The sequence below is a fragment of the Cupriavidus plantarum genome, from assembly GCF_905397285.1.
In the GTDB taxonomy this organism is placed as follows: domain Bacteria; phylum Pseudomonadota; class Gammaproteobacteria; order Burkholderiales; family Burkholderiaceae; genus Cupriavidus; species Cupriavidus plantarum.
This window is the reverse complement of record NZ_CAJPUX010000007.1, coordinates 1-18,919: the sequence shown is the minus strand read 5'-3', so window position 1 is coordinate 18,919 and position 18,919 is coordinate 1. Positions and strand designations below refer to the sequence as shown.

19 protein-coding genes and 1 tRNA gene are annotated in these 18,919 nt (G+C 65.3%); 6 read left to right on the top strand and 14 right to left on the bottom strand.

Annotated elements, in window-relative coordinates; genetic code table 11:
• Positions 1-22 precede the first annotated feature (22 nt).
• Positions 23-577, bottom strand: a complete 555-nt coding sequence (locus KHP16_RS24175; RefSeq protein ID WP_109580538.1) for a hypothetical protein — start codon at positions 575-577, stop codon at positions 23-25.
• Between the two features lie 317 nt (positions 578-894).
• Here KHP16_RS24175 and fdxA point away from each other — a divergent pair, with 317 nt between their 5' ends.
• From fdxA to rpsU, 4 genes are all read left to right on the top strand, one after another.
• Positions 895-1,218, top strand: coding sequence for a ferredoxin FdxA (gene fdxA / locus KHP16_RS24170; RefSeq protein WP_109580537.1), 324 nt, complete (start codon positions 895-897; stop codon positions 1,216-1,218).
• A gap of 88 nt (positions 1,219-1,306) precedes the next feature.
• Positions 1,307-2,413 carry an NAD(P)/FAD-dependent oxidoreductase gene (locus KHP16_RS24165; protein WP_109580536.1) on the top strand — a complete coding sequence of 369 codons (1,107 nt, stop codon included), beginning with the start codon at positions 1,307-1,309 and terminating at the stop codon, positions 2,411-2,413.
• A gap of 222 nt (positions 2,414-2,635) precedes the next feature.
• A tRNA-Asn gene (locus KHP16_RS24160) sits at positions 2,636-2,711 on the top strand.
• A 494-nt stretch (positions 2,712-3,205) separates the two neighbouring features.
• Positions 3,206-3,418 (top strand): 30S ribosomal protein S21, encoded by a 213-nt coding sequence (gene rpsU / locus KHP16_RS24155; protein ID WP_029044331.1) that lies wholly within the window; start codon positions 3,206-3,208, stop codon positions 3,416-3,418.
• Positions 3,419-3,483: 65 nt separating this feature from the next.
• Here rpsU and KHP16_RS24150 read toward each other — a convergent pair whose 3' ends face one another.
• Complete coding sequence (locus KHP16_RS24150) at positions 3,484-4,101, bottom strand: LysE family translocator (RefSeq protein ID WP_109582601.1); 618 nt, start codon at positions 4,099-4,101, stop codon at positions 3,484-3,486.
• Positions 4,102-4,251: 150 nt separating this feature from the next.
• Between KHP16_RS24150 and nodI the strand changes: the two genes are divergently transcribed.
• Both nodI and KHP16_RS24140 read left to right on the top strand, forming a co-directional pair.
• On the top strand, positions 4,252-5,163 hold the full coding sequence (nodI, locus tag KHP16_RS24145; protein WP_109580535.1) for a nodulation factor ABC transporter ATP-binding protein NodI: 912 nt from the start codon (positions 4,252-4,254) through the stop codon (positions 5,161-5,163).
• Between the two features lies 1 nt (position 5,164).
• Complete coding sequence (locus KHP16_RS24140) at positions 5,165-6,010, top strand: ABC transporter permease (RefSeq protein WP_115952597.1); 846 nt, start codon at positions 5,165-5,167, stop codon at positions 6,008-6,010.
• A gap of 43 nt (positions 6,011-6,053) precedes the next feature.
• On the opposite strand, the gene KHP16_RS24135 is transcribed toward KHP16_RS24140, so the two are convergent.
• From KHP16_RS24135 to KHP16_RS24080, 12 genes are all read right to left on the bottom strand, one after another.
• Positions 6,054-7,259, bottom strand: coding sequence for an O-succinylhomoserine sulfhydrylase (locus KHP16_RS24135; protein ID WP_211961301.1), 1,206 nt, complete (start codon positions 7,257-7,259; stop codon positions 6,054-6,056).
• Positions 7,260-7,276: 17 nt separating this feature from the next.
• Positions 7,277-8,812, bottom strand: a complete 1,536-nt coding sequence (gene purF / locus KHP16_RS24130; protein WP_211961300.1) for an amidophosphoribosyltransferase — start codon at positions 8,810-8,812, stop codon at positions 7,277-7,279.
• A gap of 117 nt (positions 8,813-8,929) precedes the next feature.
• The gene (locus KHP16_RS24125) at positions 8,930-9,427 is read right to left on the bottom strand and encodes a CvpA family protein (protein WP_115952598.1); all 498 of its coding nucleotides are present in this window, start codon (positions 9,425-9,427) and stop codon (positions 8,930-8,932) included.
• 80 nt (positions 9,428-9,507) lie between these two features.
• Positions 9,508-10,263, bottom strand: a complete 756-nt coding sequence (locus tag KHP16_RS24120; RefSeq protein ID WP_211961299.1) for an SPOR domain-containing protein — start codon at positions 10,261-10,263, stop codon at positions 9,508-9,510.
• 39 nt (positions 10,264-10,302) lie between these two features.
• Complete coding sequence (folC, locus tag KHP16_RS24115) at positions 10,303-11,613, bottom strand: bifunctional tetrahydrofolate synthase/dihydrofolate synthase (RefSeq protein ID WP_211961298.1); 1,311 nt, start codon at positions 11,611-11,613, stop codon at positions 10,303-10,305.
• A gap of 131 nt (positions 11,614-11,744) precedes the next feature.
• Positions 11,745-12,617, bottom strand: a complete 873-nt coding sequence (gene accD, locus KHP16_RS24110) for an acetyl-CoA carboxylase, carboxyltransferase subunit beta (RefSeq protein WP_115952600.1) — start codon at positions 12,615-12,617, stop codon at positions 11,745-11,747.
• 170 nt (positions 12,618-12,787) lie between these two features.
• On the bottom strand, positions 12,788-13,585 hold the full coding sequence (gene trpA, locus KHP16_RS24105; protein ID WP_109580527.1) for a tryptophan synthase subunit alpha: 798 nt from the start codon (positions 13,583-13,585) through the stop codon (positions 12,788-12,790).
• A gap of 15 nt (positions 13,586-13,600) precedes the next feature.
• The gene (locus KHP16_RS24100) at positions 13,601-14,524 is read right to left on the bottom strand and encodes a DNA-methyltransferase (RefSeq protein WP_109580526.1); all 924 of its coding nucleotides are present in this window, start codon (positions 14,522-14,524) and stop codon (positions 13,601-13,603) included.
• Positions 14,524-15,717, bottom strand: coding sequence for a tryptophan synthase subunit beta (gene trpB / locus KHP16_RS24095; protein ID WP_109580525.1), 1,194 nt, complete (start codon positions 15,715-15,717; stop codon positions 14,524-14,526). The genes KHP16_RS24100 and trpB overlap by 1 nt, the downstream gene beginning before the upstream one ends.
• Before the next feature lie 92 nt (positions 15,718-15,809).
• Positions 15,810-16,553 (bottom strand): phosphoribosylanthranilate isomerase, encoded by a 744-nt coding sequence (locus KHP16_RS24090; protein WP_109580524.1) that lies wholly within the window; start codon positions 16,551-16,553, stop codon positions 15,810-15,812.
• Complete coding sequence (truA, locus tag KHP16_RS24085) at positions 16,540-17,361, bottom strand: tRNA pseudouridine(38-40) synthase TruA (protein WP_109580523.1); 822 nt, start codon at positions 17,359-17,361, stop codon at positions 16,540-16,542. The genes KHP16_RS24090 and truA overlap by 14 nt, the downstream gene beginning before the upstream one ends.
• A gap of 137 nt (positions 17,362-17,498) precedes the next feature.
• On the bottom strand, positions 17,499-18,919 hold a 1,421-nt coding region (locus KHP16_RS24080), incomplete at its 5' end, for a motility hub landmark protein FimV (protein ID WP_280528149.1).

Sequence of the window (18,919 nt, the reverse complement as noted above, 5' to 3'; positions counted from 1 at the left end):
GAGGCAGACATGCTAACCGAAGTCAGCCGCCGTCGAGGAAGCGCTGCGCGGGCCGGGGACCGTACGGCTTGAGGCACCATACGGGCTGTCGCGTCGGGCCCGGACAGGAGACGAGCGTGGCATGCGCGCGGGGCACCGCGTTGGGCAACGGGTCGGCAAACCGACCCGAGGCAGCCATGATGCGCTCTTCGTAGACCGGTTCGCCATTGCGGTCGAACTGCAGCACCTGCACCACGCTGTCCGGCGACGGGCGGAGCTCCGGCCCGCACGGCAGAAATCCCTGGCGCCCGCAGTTCGCCATGCTTTCCCCCGCCGGGACGCGGATGACGCTGAAGCTGTCCCATTCGAACGAAGTCAGCGTGGATAGCATCACGGGCTGATCCCCGCGCGCGCGGGAGGCCACCAGCCGCGCCACGACGCTGTCCGTCGTGTTGGAGACGGCCAGCGTCTGGGCCGCGCAGGCATTGGCAAAGGCAGCGGCAAAGGCAGCGGCGAAGGCAGCAACGAGCGGAGCGACAAACGAAGCGACAAACGGCGCGAGAATGGGCATCCCGCGTGCGCGGGCGAAAAACGGCATCGGGCGAAACTCCTGAAAGACCCGGCAAATATAAGGGAATAGTAGGCTGGAATCACTCGCCGAATGTCCGGAATGCACGGTCCGAGGCGGCTTCCAGGGCGGTTTTGCACCGGAAGCACATAAAGAAATAAGAAAACTGTCTGACCTGGCTATATAGAGTGGCTATCCTTGCCGGAAGGCTCGGCTACAATAGCGGTCTTTGAAAGGCCACGGCCCGCGCTCGTCCGCGCATTAAAGTCATTCACAAGTGACGAGTGCCCCAACCAAGTGGCCCAAACAGTTTCCCATCGAAGACCGCCCGTTTTTCTGGAACCGAAATGACTCACGTTGTCACCGACTCCTGCATCCGTTGCCGCTATACCGACTGCGTTGATGTGTGTCCGGTCGATTGTTTCCGCGAAGGCCCGAACTTCCTGGCCATCGACCCCGACGAATGCATCGATTGCGCCGTGTGCGTGGCCGAGTGCCCGGTGAACGCGATTTACGCCGAGGAAGACGTGCCCGGCGATCAGCAGCACTTCATCGAACTGAACGCCGAACTGTCCCGCAGCTGGCCGTCCATCACCAAGACCAAGGCACCGCTGCCCGAAGCCGAGGAGTGGAAGGACGCCACGGACAAGCTGCAGTACCTGCAGCGCTAAGACCAACTCAACAGCAATACGAAAGCCGTCCCCACGCGCTTTCCCGCAATGCCGGGCGCCCAGGCGCCCACAACGTATCAGGACGAATATGGACTTGAGCATTCCCAATCCCGTGGCCGACGCGACGCAGCAAGGCAACGGTGGCAACGCCGGCGGCCAGCCGCTGGAAATCGACGCGCTGATCGTGGGTGCCGGCCCCGTCGGTCTCTTCCAGGTCTTCGAACTGGGCCTGCTCGAGATCAAGGCGCACGTGATCGACTCGCTCAAGGTGGTCGGCGGCCAGTGCGTCGAACTCTACCCGGACAAGCCGATCTACGACATTCCCGCCGTGCCCATCTGCACGGGCCAGGAACTGACCGATAACCTGCTCAAGCAGATCGAGCCGTTCGAGCCGACCTTCCACCTGGGCCAGGAAGTCACCGTCGTGGAGCGCAAGGAAGACGGCCGCTTCTTCGTCGAGACCTCGCTCGGAACCCGCTTCCTGACCAAGACCATCTTCATCGCCGCCGGCGTGGGCTCGTTCCAGCCGCGCACGGTGAAGGTCGAAGGCATCGACAAGTTCGACGGCAAGCAGCTGTTCTACCGCGTGAAGGATCCGAGCCGCTTCCACGGCCGCAATCTCGTGATCGTGGGCGGCGGCGACTCCGCGCTCGACTGGGCGCTGGACCTCCACGGCAAGGCCGAATCGATCGTGCTGCTGCACCGTCGCGACGGCTTCCGCGCGGCGCCTGCCTCGGTAGCCAAGATGAAGGAACTGTGCGACCAGATGGAAATGCAATTCCTGGTCGGCCAGATCAGCGGCTATGAAGAGAAGGACGGCGTGCTCACCGAGATCAAGGTTGCCGGCGCCGACGGCGTGACGCGCCGTCTGCCGCTCGACGACCTGCTGGTGTTCTTCGGCCTGTCGCCGAAGCTCGGCCCGATCGCCGAGTGGGGCCTCGACCTCGAGCGCAAGCAGATCAAGGTGGATACCGAGAAGTTCCAGACGAACATCCCCGGTATCTTCGCGGTGGGCGACATCAACACCTACCCGGGCAAGAAGAAGCTCATCCTGTCGGGCTTCCACGAGTGCGCGCTGGCAGCGTTTGGCGCCGCGCCGTACATCTTCCCCGAGAAGAAGATCCACATGCAGTACACGACGACTTCGCCGAAGCTGCACAAGATCCTCGGCGTCGATTCGCCGGTGTTCGACTGATACGCGGGTCGCCCCAGCGTATCGAAGAAAAAACCGCCTCCGGGCGGTTTTTTTCTGGCACAAAACAGAAACCGTCGCTATAATGCGGCCTCGCTGTTGAGCAAGACCGGCAGCGAACCAGAGTTTCGGCAGCGCTTTCGACGCGCTTTCATATGAAAGCAAAACGTTGAAAAGTTGTTGACGAAACGAAGAGAAGCTGGTTATAATTTCTTTCTCAGCTGTTCCCCGATAGCTCAGTCGGTAGAGCGCCGGACTGTTAATCCGTAGGTCCCTGGTTCGAGCCCAGGTCGGGGAGCCAACCGATAGAGAATGAAGGCCGATGCGAAAGCATCGGCCTTTTTTCTTTTCTACTTCGGGTCTGCGCGCCCCCTCCCCTCATATCGACCGCTGTCGAGGGTCGCTGACAGCGTTACGGCCCCGGCAAACGAAACTACTGAAACGGCGGATCGGTCCGGCAACGCGGCCTGAAATCATAGGCACACCGCAGCACTTGGTGGCGCGCGCTCACCCGTTCAGGGCGCTTTCACTTGACGTTCGCCCCGTAAACCTGTAAAAGCTTACCGGCGTATTACTTGCGCAAGTTTCAAGGAAACAGGTAGGCCACCAAGTTTTTACCTACGTAGGAAAATTTGGCTAGATCACCCCGATCGCTCTCTTGCAGGTCCTCGGGGGGCACCGCGGCACTCGCCGTAGCGTGCATACCTCAGTCGCCCATGGCTCCGGAGCCGGCATGCGACGACGTTTCCCCCCGTATGAACCGCCGCTACCCGCGGCATTTCCTAAAGGACTGAGTTGACTAAGATCGTTCTGAAACCGGGTGAGCCCGTTGAAGTTGCAATGCGTCGTTTCCGTCGCGCCATTCTGCAGACTGGCCTGATCGTGGAACTGAAGAGCCGTACGGCTTACGAAAAGCCGACGACCGAGCGCAAGCGCAAGAAGAAGGCTGCCGAATCGCGCCTGCGCAAGCGTCTCCGCATGCAAATGCTGCCGAAGAAGCTGTACTGATTCTTCGCGCTCAGCAAGAAAAAAAACCGCCAGGTGACTGGCGGTTTTTTTTCGTCGGCGCGCCCTCAGCTTTTTGCCGCAATCAACGCCCCTGCCCCTATCAGCGTAATGCCGCCTGCCCGTTGCACGTTCGACTGTGCGCGGCGCGTGGTCAACCGCGAGGCCAGCGAGCGCGCGAGCAGCGCGTAGACCATCGCATTGGCGCTCGCCATGACGACGAAGGTGGGAATCAGCACCACGGCCTGCTGCCAGAATCCGAGATGCGGATCGAGGAATTGCGGCACGAACGCGACGAAGAACACGATGCTCTTCGGATTCAGCGCCGTCACCAGCCACGCCTTGGCGAAGCGCTGGCGCCCGCTGCCGGCTTGCGAGGAAACTTCCATGGCCTGCGCCCTGCCCGCCGAACGCAGCGCCTGCACCCCGAGATAGACGAGATAGGCCGCACCCGCCCACTTGAGCGCCGTGAACAGCGTGGCGGATGCCGCCAGCACGGCGCCCAAACCCGCCATCGACAGCGTGAACGCGGTGAGATCCCCCGCGGCCACCCCCGCCACCGTGGCAAACGCGCTGCGGCCGCGATGCGCGAGCGCGTCGCCGATGACCAGCAGGATGGTCGGCCCTGGAATGATCAGGATCACGATGCTCGTCAGCACGAATGCGAGCCAGTGTTCTAACGACATGGTTTCCCCCTTTATTCGATCGTCGTAGCCGCCACAGCGTAGTACAAAGCGCGCCCGTTGTCTTCCTCAGCCCTGCCGATGTCGATGGTGCTGCATTGCGTCACGCGACCCTCGGCATAATGGCGGGTATTGCATCCAACGAGGCGAGCCTTGACTGCCATCCTCCAACTGCGCAAGGTGCGCAAGCTGTACGGCGACACCGTCGTGGTCGACGACCTCGACCTCGAAGTCCAGCGTGGCCAATGCTTCGGCCTGCTCGGACCCAATGGCGCCGGCAAGACCACCACGCTGCGCATGCTGCTGGGGCTGACCACGCCAGCCTCGGGCACGCTGACGCTGTGCGGCGAGCCGATTCCACAGCGCGCGCCGCAGGCGCGCATGCGCGTGGGCGTGGTACCCCAGTTCGACAACCTCGATCCCGATTTTTCGGTCATCGAGAACCTGCGCATCTTCGGGCGGTACTTCGGGCTGCCGTCGGCAGTGATCGAGGAGCGCGTGCCGAAGCTGCTCGAATTCGCGCGGCTCGAGAACCGCGCCAAGGCGCAGGTGCGTGACCTCTCGGGCGGCATGCGCCGGCGCCTGACCGTCGCGCGCGCGTTGATCAACGACCCCGACCTGCTCGTGATGGACGAGCCCACCACGGGCCTCGATCCGCAGGCGCGGCACCTGATCTGGGAGCGCCTGAAATCGCTGATCGCCGCGGGCAAGACGATCCTGCTCACCACGCACTTCATGGAGGAAGCGGAACGCCTGTGCGACCACCTGTGCGTGATCGACGGCGGTCGCAAGATCGCCGAGGGCAAGCCGCATGAACTGATCGACAGCGAGATTGGCTGCGACGTGGTGGAGATCTATGGCGACGAACTGGGACCGATCCATGAAGTGGTCCGACCCCTCGGCCAGCGCTGCGAGATGCGTGGCGAGACGCTGTACTGTTACGTGCGCGAGCCCGCGCCGCTGCTGGCCGCGCTGCACGGCCGCGCGGGCATCCGCTACCTGCATCGGCCCGCGAACCTCGAGGACGTGTTCCTCAAGCTGACCGGCCGCGACATGAGGGATTGAGATGAGCGAACAGGATCCTCCGAACACCGGTGCCGCGCACACGCGCGCCGCCGTCGCGCCCACCCACTATCCCCAGCCCCTGCTGCCCCGCAACGCGCGGAACTGGATGATGGTCTGGTATCGCAACTTCATGGTGTGGAAGAAGCTCGCGATTCCGTCGATGATCGGCAATCTGGCCGATCCGATGATCTATCTCTTCGGGCTTGGCCTGGGGCTGGGTCTGCTCGTCGGACAGGTCAGCGGCGTGTCGTATATCGCGTTCCTGGCGGCCGGCACGACGGCCTCGAGCGTGATGATGTCGGCGAGCTTCGAGGCCATGTACTCGGCGTTCTCGCGCATGCACGTGCAACGCACGTGGGAGGCCATCATGCATGCGCCGCTGACGCTTGGCGACGTCGTGCTGGGCGAGATCGTGTGGGCGGCGAGCAAGGCGGTGCTGTCGGGCGTGGCGATCATGCTCGTGGCGGGCGCGCTCGGCTATGCGCAGATGCCGGGCGCCCTGCTCGCGCTGCCGGTCATCGTGCTCGCGGGCATCACGTTCGCGAGCCTCGCGATGATCGTGACGTCGCTGGCGCCGAGCTACGACTTCTTCATGTTCTACCAGACGCTCGTGATGACGCCGATGCTGTTGCTCTCGGGCGTGTTCTTTCCGCTGGAGCAGTTGCCGGAGGGGGTGCGGGTGGCGACGGGATTTCTGCCCCTATCGCATGCGGTGGCGCTGATTCGGCCGCTGATGCTGGGCACCCCTGTGCAGGGTGCCGCGTTGCACCTGGGTGTGCTGCTGACGTATGCGGTGGTGGCGCTGGTGGTAGCGTTGATACTGCTGCGCCGGCGGATGTTGAAGTAAGGGAAAGACCTGCCCCTCTCCCAGGGAAGAGGGGCAGCAGAACTTAGTTGCCGAGCCCGCGCAGCAGATCCGCCTTCAGGTCTTCCACCGACTCCAGACCCACCGACAGGCGGATCAGCCCTTCGCCGATGCCCGCGGCGGCTTTGGCCTCGGGCGCCACGCGCAGGTGTGTGGTCGTGTACGGATGCGTGATGGTCGTGCGCGTATCGCCGAGGTTGCCCGTGATCGAGCACAGCTTCGTGCTGTCGATCACGCGCCATGCGTTGGCACGTTGCTGCTCGGGTGTGGCGCCCTTCAGTTCGAACGACACGATCGCGCCGCCACCGCTCTGCTGACGCTTCGCGGTCTCGTACTGCGGGTGCGACTTCAGCGCCGGATGGAACACGCGCGAAACGGCCGGATGCGACTCAAGGAACTCGGCCAGCGCGAGCGCATTCGACGAATGGCGCTCCATGCGGATGGCCAGCGTCTCCATGCCCTTGAGCATGACCCATGCATTGAAGGCCGACAGCGTCGGACCCGCGGTACGCACGAAGGGAAACACCTTGCCCATGATGAAGTCGCGCTTGCCGACGACCGCGCCGCCGAGCACGCGGCCCTGCCCGTCGATATGCTTGGTAGCCGAATGCACGACGACGTCCGCGCCGAACTTCAGCGGCTGTTGCAGCGCCGGCGAGCAGAAGCAGTTATCGACGACAAACAGCGCGCCCGCGTTATGCGCGATATCGGCCACGGCGGCGATGTCGGCAACCTCGGTCAGCGGGTTCGACGGCGTTTCCAGGAAGAACAGCTTCGTGTTCTGACGCACGGCCGCGCGCCATGCGGACACGTCGCCGCCATCGACATACGTCGTTTCCACGCCGAACTTGCCGAGCACCGTATTGAACAGCGTCATCGTCGAGCCGAAGATCGAGCGCGAGCTCACGATGTGGTCGCCGGACTGCAGCGTGGCCAGCGCCACCGACAGGATGGCGCTCATGCCCGATGCCGTGGCCTGGCAGGCCTCGGCACCTTCGAGCGCGGCCAGCCGGGCCTGGAACATCGACACGGTCGGGTTCGTGAACCGCGAGTACGTGTAGGCCTCTTCCGAGTTGGCAAAGCGCTCGGCCGCTTCCGCGGCGTTGGCAAAGCAGAAGCTGGAGGTCAGGTACATCGCCTCCGAGTGCTCCTGGAACTCGCTGCGGAGCGTGCCGGCACGCACGCCCAGCGTGTCGATGCCGAGGGCATTGGGATCGAACGGATCGCTCATCGTCTTGTCGTTAGTTCTTATTCGTTGGCGCCCGAACGCTGCAGATGCAGCTGCGAACGCTCGGTGTCGCCACTGGCGCTGGTGCCGTCGCGATCGGCCTGGCTGCGCGCGGTCTCGAGGCGCTCGAGGTAGGCTTCGTCGATATCGCCCGTGATGTACTTGCCATCGAAGCACGACGCATCGAAGTCGCGCAGTGCCGGATTGATGTCGCGCACGGCCTGCTTCATCGCTTCCACGTCCTGGTACACGAGCTTGTCGGCGCCGATCATGCGCGCGACTTCCTCGTCGGTACGGCCATGGGCGACCAGCTCGCTGCGCGTCGGCATGTCGATGCCATACACGTTCGGGTACTTCACGGGCGGCGCGGCCGAGGCGAAGATCACCTTGTTCGCGCCCGCGTCGCGCGCCATCTGCACGATCTCGAACGACGTCGTACCGCGCACGATCGAGTCATCGACGATCAGCACGTTCTTGCCCTTGAACTCCACGCCCATCGCGTTGAGCTTCTGGCGCACGGACTTCTTGCGCACGGCCTGGCCCGGCATGATGAACGTACGGCCGACGTAGCGGTTCTTGAAGAAGCCTTCGCGGTAATCCACGCCGAGGCTGTTGGCCACCTGCATGGCGGCCGGACGGCTCGAGTCGGGAATCGGCATCACCACGTCGATATCGCCGCCCGAGACCTCCTTGCGGATCTTCTCGGCGAGGTAATCGCCCATGCGCAGGCGCGCGTCGTAGACGGGCACGCCATCGAGGCACGAGTCCGGGCGCGCCAGATACACGTATTCGAAGATGCAGGGCGTGAGCACCGGGTTGTCGGCGCACTGCTTGCTGTAGAGCTTGCCGTCGAGGTCGATGAAAATCGCCTCGCCCGGCGCCACGTCGCGCTCCATCGTGTAGCCGATGCCCTCGAGGGCCACCGACTCCGACGCGACCATGTACTCCTTGCCGGTCGGCGTGTCGATGCTGCCGAGGCACAGCGGGCGGATACCGAACGGATCGCGCACGGCGAGCATGCCGTAACCCGCGATCTGCGCGGTGATGGCATATGCGCCCTTCACGCGGCGATGCATGCCCGACACGGCGCGAAATATCGTTTCCGGATCGAGCGACTTGCCATTGCTCGCGCGCTGCAGCTCGTCGGCCAGCACGTTGAGCAGCACTTCCGAATCGGAATGCGTATTGATGTGGCGGCGATCGCGCTGGAACATCTCCTCGCGCAGCTGACGCCAGTTGGTCAGGTTGCCGTTGTGCGCCAGGATGATGCCGTACGGGGCATTGACGTAGAACGGCTGGGCCTCTTCCTCGCTGGAGGCGGAACCCGCGGTCGGATAGCGTACCTGGCCGATGCCGGCCGCACCGGGCAGGCCGCGCATGTTGCGGGTACGGAAGACATCGCGCACGAGGCCGTTGGCCTTGTGCATGTGGAAGGTGCTGCCGTTGGCGGTGGCGATGCCGGCTGCATCTTGCCCGCGATGTTGCAACAGCAGCAGGCTGTCATAGATCAACTGATTGACAGGCGAAGTGGACACCACGCCGACGATACCGCACATGCCAAGCTCCCAACGGAATGCAAAAATCGCAAAAATTCAGGGGGCGCGGCCCGCCCTGAGAGCGGACCCGCGTTGTTCGAAACCCGGCTTGTGGCGCGGATCCCGGTAAATCGATCATCAGGTCTTCACGTACCTGGCGAGTTCTGGCGGCAGCCACTGCCGCGCGGCCTCCATGGCCTGCATCACGTAGGGCCGGGAAACCGCATCTCGCCAGAACGGTTCCTCGGGCAGTTTCGTCAGGCTCGCGACCGTGACGATCACCATGATCAGCAATGCGCCGCGCGCGATGCCGAAGATCAGGCCCAGCCCGCGATCCGCGGGCTTGAGGCCGGTGGTCTCCAGCAACTGGCCAAGCACGGTGCCAGCGAGCGCCGCGCCGATCCACACGGCGAGGAACACCGCCACGTAGCCCAGCGCCGTGCGCGTCAGCTGGCCGCCCGGCAGCGACTCGGGCATCCACGCCGCGACCGTCGCGCCGAAGTGGTACGCCACCACGAGCGCCACCACCCAGCCCACCAGCGCCAGCAACTCCCGCACGAGTCCGCGCAGGATGCCGATCAAGGCCGACGCCACCAGAATGAACGCGACGCCGTAATCGAAAAATGTAAATGCCATGCCTGTCATGGACGCTACCGCGCGTTCCTCGAAGATGGGGCCAATCGGTCCGCCTGCAATGGGCGCCTACTGTCCTGCTTCTACTGCTCCACCAGCTTCGACGTCAGGCCGATGGCCCGGATACGCTTCTCCGCGGACTCGGCCGCCTCACGGTCACTGAACGGTCCCGCACGCAACAGGTTGCGCTCGCCATCGGCGAGCGTCTTCTTTTCCACATAGGCCGGCACCTTGCTCTCCTTGAGCTTGGCGAGCCAGTTCTTCGCGCGCTCCTCCGAAGAGAACGCGCCGATCAGAATCAGGTATTTGCCGCTGCCGCTGGCCTTGTCGGCCGGCTTGTCGACCACCTTAGCCTCGGCCACCTTCACCTCGGCGGGCTTCGCATCGGCAGGCTTCGCGGCCGCCGGTGCGTTCACGATTTCCTCGCCGGCGTCGAGCGCCGCATCGTTACGCGACGACGCGGCCGGCGGCAGCGGATCCGCCTTGCGCGGCTCGACCTTGGGCTTCTGCCCCGTGGCCTGGCCGTTCGCGACCTTCACGGCGATGTCTTCCGACACCGGGCGCGGCTTGTGTTCGAAGATGATCGGCAACACGATGATCGCCACGGCGAGCAGCACCACGGCGCCGATCAGGCGACGGCGCGCGCGTTGCTTCTGCGGGAAATCGGGGTCGAGGGTGTCGTCGGCATACTCGCTCGATGCGCTCGACATGCGGCCGCGCGGTGCGGCGGCGGAATCGGTGCGCGAGCGCCGGCCCCGCTCGGGAAATGCGTCTTTCCCCGTCGATTGTCTCGTCGACTCTTTGCCCTTGCGGGACGAGAACAGCGAAAGCAGGCCCATGGATGCCTAGAAAGAAAGGTTCGAGGTCGATCAGGTCAGTCAGTTTGCCTGCGTGGCGCGGTACGCCAGGACGCCTGCAACTGTGTAGAACGATCCGAAGACCAGAATTCTATCATTCTCGGTCGCTCTGCCGATGGCGTCCCGATACGCAAGCTCGGGACTTGCGAAACAGGCGGCCGAACGATCCGTTCCTGCCTCGAATCCGCTGGCCTCGAGCTTCTCGAGCAGGTCGGCCGCGCTGGCCGCGCGTTCCGTCGGCAAATCGCACAGGCACCAGTGGTCGATCTTGTCGCCCACGTGCTGAAGCACGCCCGCGATGTCCTTGTCCTGCATCGCGCCAAACACCGCGTAGGTGTAGCGGAAAAACCCCATGTTCTCGAGGTTCTGGCCCAGCGTGGCGGCAGCATGCGGATTGTGCGCCACATCGAGGATTACGGTTGGACGACCGGCCATGACCTGGAAGCGGCCCGGCAGCTCGACGAAGGCCAGCCCGTTGCGGACATCCTGGGCGCTGACCGGCAGGCGCGGCCGCATGGCCTGCAGCGCGGCCAGCGCGGCCGACGCGTTGAGCAGCTGGTTCGCGCCGCGCAGCGCGGGGTAGCCAAGCCCGTTGAGCTTGCGCTCGCGGCCGCTCCAGTCCCATTGCTGGCGTTCCTGGCCCTTGGCGGCCTGATGCTGGAAGTCGCGGCCGACGAGCCACAGGTCGGCGCCAATTTCCTCGGCATGCGCGATCAGCGTTTGCGGCGGCATCGGGTCGCCGCAGATGGCGGACACGTGCGGACGGAAGATGCCGGCCTTCTCGAAGCCGATCTTCTCGCGCGTGTCTCCGAGGTATTGCGTGTGGTCGATATCGACGCTGGTGATGACCGCGCAGTCGGTGTCGATCACATTGACGGCGTCCAGGCGCCCGCCGAGACCCACTTCCAGCACCATCGCATCGAGACCCGCCTGCGCGAACATATGGATGATCGCGAGCGTCGTGAACTCGAAGTACGTGAGGCTCACGGGATCCGCGAAACTCGTGCGTGCGCGCTCCACCGCCTCGAAGTGCGGCAGCAGCTGCGCATCGGTCGCGAATTCGCCGTTGATGCGCGCGCGTTCGTTGAACGAGATCAGGTGCGGCGACGTGTGGCAACCCACCTTGTAGCCCGCCTCGAGCAGAATGCGCTCGAGCATCGCGCAGGTCGAACCCTTGCCGTTGGTGCCGCCCACCGTGAACACGACGGCGTCGATGCGCAGGCCGAGCGCCTCTTTGACGCGCGTGATGCGGGTCAAACCCATGTCGATGCCGACAGGATGCGCGGTTTCCAGATGGGTCAGCCAGTCGGGAAGATTGTGGAAGATGGGCATTTCAGCGGGTCAGCGGGGACTGCGGGAGGATGGGTACAAGCGTTGGACCTGCGCGCGCGCAAACAGTGCGCGCCAAATGGAAAACGGCGCGTCAACCGCCCGCGCCGTTCCGTATTGCGGCGGCGGCCCTATCAGGCCACCGCGTCTGCCGGCTGCTTCTGCAGCAAGGCGAGCAATTGCGCGATCTCGGCGCGCAGCTTGCGACGATCGACGATCATGTCGATGGCGCCCTTCTGCAGCAGGAACTCGGCGCGCTGGAAGCCTTCCGGCAGCTTCTCGCGCACGGTCTGCTCGATCACGCGCGGGCCGGCAAAGCCGATCAGCGCCTTCGGCTCGGCGATGACCACGTCACCGAGGAACGCGAAGCTCGCCGACACGCCACCCATGGTCGGGTCGGTCAGCACGCTGATGAACGGCAGCTTGGCATTGGACAGCTGGTTCAGCATGGCGGTGGTCTTGGCCATCTGCATCAGCGACAGCAGGCTTTCCTGCATGCGCGCGCCGCCCGTGGCGGTAATGCAGATGAACGGCACCTTCTGCTCGAGCGCCGCCTGCGCGCCGCGCGCGAAGCGTTCGCCCACGACGGAGCCCATCGAGCCGCCCATGAATTCGAACTCGAAGCACGACACGACCACCGGGATCGTATGAATCGCGCCGCCGAGCACGACCATCGCGTCGGTCTCGCCGGTGTCGTCCATGGCCGCCTTGATGCGGTCCGGATACTTTTTGGTGTCCTTGAACTTCAGGGCATCGACCGGCACGATCTCCTGACCGATCTCATAGCGGCCTTCGGCGTCGAGCAGCGCGTCGAGGCGCTCGCGCGCGCGGATGCGCATATGGTGGTCGCACTTCGGGCAGACGTGCAGATTGGCTTCGACGTCGGTCCGGTACAGGACGGATTCGCACGCCGGGCACTTGACCCACAGCCCTTCCGGAATGCCCTTGCGGGTGGAGGGGTCGGTCTGTTGAATTTTGGGGGGCAGGAGTTTATCCAACCAGCTCATGAAAGCTCCTTACGGAATTCAGGCCGCGAATTTACCACGGCGGGGGGTTCCCCGCCGCAGGATGCGCGCGGATTTCGCGCTCATTGAGGCGAACGCATCACAAAACGGAGGACGAAGTCATCGTCTCGTCACATCCGCGATACCGCGTGACGCGAGCCTCGTCGGTAACTTCAACGATCCAGCGCCTCGCGGATCTCCGCGATGAACGCGCGCAGGGCTTCGACGGCCTGCTCGCGCGGCGTATCTTCCAGCAACTGCACGATTCGGCTGCCGATCACGACGGCATCGGCCAGCTCGCCGATCGCGCGGGCGCTCTGCGCATCGCGAATGCCGAAGCCCACGCCGACCGGGAGGTTGGCATGACGCTTGATCAGCGGAATCCGCTGCGCAACGCTGTCCAGATCGAGCGCGGCCGAGCCCGTCACGCCGCGCAGCGACACATAGTAAAGATAGCCGCTGGCAACGCGCGCGACGGCCTCGATGCGTTCATCGGTGCTCGTCGGCGCCAGCAGGAAGATCGGGTCCATGCCGTTGGCGCGCATCAGCGCGGCAAACGCTTCGCACTCTTCGGGCGGATAGTCCACGATCAGCACGCCATCGACGCCCGCCGCCCTGGCATCGGCGGCGAACTTCTCGCTGCCCATGCGTTCGATCGGATTGGCATAGCCCATGAGCACTACGGGCGTCTCGTTGTCGGTCTTGCGGAATTCGGTGACCCATTCAAGCACGTGCACGAGCGTGACGCCCTGCACGAGCGCGCGCTCGGAGGCGCGCTGAATCACGGGGCCGTCGGCCATCGGATCGGAGAACGGCACGCCGAGCTCGATCACGTCGGCGCCACCGGCCACCAGCGCGTGCATCAGATCGACGGTCAGCGCCGGCGCGGGATCGCCCGCCGTGATGAACGGTACCAGGCCCTTCTTGTTCTGCGCGGTCAGTGCCGCGAACGTTTTCTGGATGCGGGACATGGGGTCCTCAACTCCTCAGATTAGGGTGCCGCTCGCGGACGCAACGTCGTCGTTGGCCGCGTCGGTGGTATTGGAGGCATCGGCCTGTGCGCCCTGTGCAGCGTCTGCCGCGGCGGAGGCGGTTTCAGCGGAGTCGGCGATCTCGGCCAGCGCGGGCTGCGTCGCGGTCACGCGCTGCCGCGCCACATCAATGTACGTGGCATTGATCTCGAAACCGACGAAGCGCCGGCCGTGGCGCAAACACGCGACGGCCGTGGTGCCGCTGCCCGAGAACGGATCGAGCACGATGCCGCCCGGCGGGCAGCTCGCCAGCACCATCCGCTCGACGATCTCCAGCGGCTTCTGCGTGGGGTGATCGGCGCGCTCCGGATCCTGGCGGTGGATCCGGGGCACGCTCCACAGGTCCTTCGGGTTGTAGCCGACTTCGAGCCACTTCTTGCCCTCGAACCGCGGGCGGCTGCGCGCCTTCTTCGTCTCGGCATCGTACGGAATGCGCACGGGGTCGAGGTCGAAGTAATAATCGCGCTGGCGGGCGAAGAAGCCGATGTTGTCGTGCACCGAGGAATACTTGCGCGTGGTGCCGCCCATGCTCGGCACGCGGCGGTCCCAGATGATCTCGTTGATCATCGTCATGCGCTGCTTCAGCATGACGAACAGTTCCGGGGAGTATTGCCACGTGCAAAACAGGTACAGCGAACCGCGCGGCGCGATCTTCGGAATCAGCGCGTCCATCCAGCGCACGGACCAGTCGAGATAGGCCTGCCCCGAGAGCAGGTCCGAATCGTTCCCGTAGTCCTTGCCGAGCCCGTAGGGCGGATCGGCAACCACGAGATCGATCGAGCCGTCCGGAATCCGGGCGAGCCCCTCGAGCATGTCTTCCTGATACAGGCGCAGGTTGGGCGTGTCGAGCACGTCAACGGTCGGGTCGGCAGCTTGCATCAGAATTTGATCCCGGCGCGTTCGGCCACGGTGTGCATGTCCTTGTCGCCACGGCCCGACAGGTTCACGAGCAGCAGCTTGTCCTTCGGCAGCGTCGGGGCGAGCTTGCACGCGTACGCGATGGCATGGCTCGACTCCAGCGCGGGAATGATGCCCTCGATGCGGCAGCAGTCGTGGAAGGCCTTGAGCGCTTCATCGTCCGTGATGGTCACGTATTGCGCGCGCTGGCTGTCCTTGAGCCACGCGTGCTCCGGACCGACGCCCGGATAGTCGAGGCCAGCGGAGACCGAATGCGTCTCGATGATCTGACCATTCGCATCCTGCAGCAGGTACGTGCGGTTGCCGTGCAGCACGCCCGGCACACCGGCCGTGAGTGAGGCCGCGTGGCGGCCCGTCTCGATGCCGTCGCCGGCCGGTTCCACGCCGATCAGTTGCACGTCCTTGTGGTCGATGTACGGATAGAAGATGCCCATGGCATTGGAGCCGCCGCCCACGCACGCGATCACGGCGTCCGGCTGACGGCCGGTCAGCTCGGGCATCTGCACCTTGGCCTCTTCCCCGATCACGCACTGGAAATCGCGCACCAGCATCGGATACGGATGCGGACCCGCCACGGTGCCGATGATGTAGAACGTGCTCTCGACGTTGGTCACCCAGTCGCGCATCGCTTCGTTGAGCGCGTCCTTGAGCGTGCGGGAGCCGCTTTCCACGGGCACCACGGTCGCGCCCAGCAGCTTCATGCGATAGACGTTGGCCGCCTGCCGCTTGACGTCTTCCGAGCCCATGTACACCACGCACTCCATGCCAAAACGCGCGGCGATGGTGGCGGTGGCCACGCCATGCTGGCCGGCGCCGGTTTCGGCGATCACGCGCTTCTTGCCCATGCGGCGCGCAAGCAGCGCCTGGCCAATCACGTTGTTGATCTTGTGCGCGCCGGTGTGGTTCAGGTCTTCACGCTTCAGGAAGATCTGCGCGCCGCCGAGCGTCTCGCTCCAGCGCTGCGCGTGATAGATCGGCGACGGGCGGCCGACAAAGTGCTTCAGCTCGCGCCGGTACTCGGCGTCGAACTCGGGATCCTTCTGGTAATGCGCATAGGCCTGGCGCAGCTCGTCGAGCGCGTGCATCAGGGTCTCGGACACGAACACACCGCCATAGGGGCCGAAGTGGCCGCGGGAATCGGGCAAGTCGTACATGGTTGTCTCTTCAGAGAGGTCCCCGCGCCATGGCGCGGGGACGTAATGCCGTGGGAGCCGGAGGGAGGACGCGGACGACGGGGTCGTCGCGGCTATCCTGCGTCGGCGGATCGGACCGCGCGCACGAACGCGGCAATACGGGCGGCATCCTTGACGCCCTTGGCGGCCTCCACGCCGCTGCTGACATCGACGGCGTAGGGGCGCACGCGTGCGACCGCCTCAGTGACGTTTTGCGCGTTCAACCCACCACTCAAAACGATGCGAGGAGCGTCGTTTGCGGCCAGGCTGTCCGGCGTACCCGTGGGACGGCCGGAAGACGGAGCAGGCGGAAGCCATGGTGCGGGGATCAGGGTCCAGTCGAAGACGTGGCCACCGCCGCCATAGCCTTCCACGAAGGCATCGAGCAGCAGGCCGGCGGCGTCGGCATATTGATGGCCGAATTCTACCAAATCGAGACCCTGCCGAACACGGGCGGCACGCACGAACGGCAGCCGGCAGCGGCGCGCGATGTCCGTGCATTGCTGCGGCGTCTCGTCGCCATGGAACTGCAGTAGCGTCAGCGGCACACGCTCGGCCACGTGGGCGACCTCCTCGGCGTCCGCGTTGACGAACAGGCCGACCACCGAGACGAACGGCGGCACGCGCTCGGCCAGCGCGGCGGCGCGCGCCACATCGACGTGCCGGGGGCTGCCGGGATAGAAGACGAGGCCGATGGCGTCGGCGCCCGCATCCACGGCCGCGGCGACGTCCTGCTCGCGCGTGAGGCCGCAGATCTTGATGCGCGTGCGGTGCGGCATCGTCAGCGGGCCCGCGGTGGCATGGTCAGGCGCGGTCATCGGCGAATACTCCATGGAAAAGGCTGGCGGACGTGTCCGCCCGCGGAAGGTCGTAAGGCTCAGGATACTTCACGCCGACCAGATACAGCCCATCGGGCATGAAGGTCGGGGCGGCGCGGCGGCGGTCCCGCGCGGCCAGCAGCTCGGCCATCCACGCGGGCGGGTAACGGCCCCGCCCCACCGCCACAAGGCTGCCCATCAGGTTGCGCACCATGTGGTGGAGAAACGCACTGGCGCGAAAACGCAGGAACAGCCAGTTGCCGTCCTCAGCCAGCGTCACGTCGTACATCGTCTTGACCGGCGACTTGGCCTGGCACTCGGCCGCGCGGAACGACGAGAAGTCATGCTCTCCGATCAGGCACGCGGCGGCCTCGCGCATCGCCGCGACATCGAGGCGCTGGCCCGGCGGCAGCATCAGGTAGCCGGCGCGGCCGTGCACCATGGGCACGCGGTGGGGTCCCGTGTACAGCGCGTAGTAGTAGGTGCGCTCGTACGCCAGAAAGCGCGCGTGGAAACCGTCATCGACGGGCATCGCCCATTGCAGGGCGATCGACGGCGGCAGGAACGCATTGACGCCGCGTACCCACGAAAACGGCGTGCGCGACAACGCGGTGTCCAGATGAATGACCTGTCCCAGCGCATGCACGCCCGCGTCCGTGCGGCCGGCGACCGTGGTCAGCAGACGCACGCCCGCGAAGCGCTCGATGGCGTCTTCGAGGTGGTCCTGCACAGTATTGCGGTGCGGTTGAGACTGCCAGCCGGAGAAGGCGGCTCCGTCGTAATGGAGGCCGAGGGCGATGCGATTCATGAGGTTCGGTCAGGACGCCAAAAACAAATGCGCCGGAAGAAACGCTTCCGGCGCATCGTTCGCGAAGCTCAATGATAACGCAGCGCGATACCGCTCAGCGCAGCGCAATACCTGAATGCAGCGCGACCTCCCTCAGGTCAGGCCACCTCGCGCAGCAGCGTGCGCGCTTCGGCCTGCAGCGGATCCTGCGACTGGTCCACGACCTCCTGCAGCAGTTCGCGGGCGCCTTCCTTGTCGCCGATCTCGATGTAGGCGCGCGCCAGATCGAGCTTGATCTGCATGTCGCGGCCGCCATCGATGCCCACCGCGGACAGCGTGCTCGGTGCCACGCCGTTGGTGTGCTCGCTGCGGTGCTCCGACGTCACGCGCGACAGGTCGATCGGCTCCACGAGCCTGCCGTCCTGCAGCATCGTCGGCGCCGGAAGCGGTACCGTGGCTTCGTCGAGCTGCGGCACGCGATGCGGTGCCGGGGCGTCGTCACGGACGGCGCTCCGGTCCGCGTTCAGGTCGGCATTCAGGTCGGCATTCAGATCCAGCGAGAGGCCCGACATGTCGAACTCCAGCGGGCGCGAGCGCGTCGGAGCGTCCAGCGGAGGCACGTCCGACTGCGGCAGGTCCAGGCCTTCGTCGACACGATCGTCGAGCACGTCCACCGAGTGCGCTGCCTTTTCGGTTGCGTGCGGATCGGTGGCGTGCGGATCGGTGGCGTACAGATCGTGACCGAACACGAGCGACGCCGACTGCGGCGCCACGATGGGCTCCCCTGCCGCCGGGGCCGGGAAACCGTCGAGCGGCAGCGCGATGTCGCCGAGCGACGGCACCGAAGGCGGCTGCTGCAGGTTCATCGCCGGATCCTGCGTCCGCCACTGGTCGGCGGCCGGCGTCTGCGTGTCCTGGTCGCCCGCCGCATCCGGCGCGACCGTCAAATACAGCGCATTGCTCGGATCGAGCTTGCGTCCCATCTCCACGGCCTGTTGCCAGTCCGCGCCTTGTCCGCCAGTCTGGGCAAACATTTCTTCTGCGATCACTCGGAAACCTTCCACATCCTGACGAGTGCTGTAAATCTCCATGAGCTTCAGGCGAATGGCCTGGCGCTCAGGGTTCTGCTGAAGCGCTTCGCGCAGGATTTCCTCTGCCTGCACGTCGCGCCCGTAGGCGATATACACCTCCGCTTCCGCGATCGGATCCACCTCGGTTGCTTCCGGCGAGTTGCTGCCGATGCGGAAGTCCGCGCCGAACACGCTGTGCTGCGACGTGTCCACGCTCTGGCCGCCGGCCGCGCCGAACAGCGAATGGCCACCGGCCATCACCGTGCTTTCCTGCGAGAGGATGCTGTCGCCGAAACCATGGCCCTCGGTGGCCTTCTGCTTCTGGCGGCGGCGATAGATCGCGTACCCGCCGAGCAACGCGATGAGCAGGCCGGCACCCGGCAGCAGCATCGGGTTCTCGAGCAGATCGTCGAGGAACGACTTCTCGGGCGGCAGCGGCGCGGGCGGACGCACGGCCGGCTTGGCGGGCGTCGCCGCGGCGGCGGCGGGGCTCGACGCCGCCGCGGCTG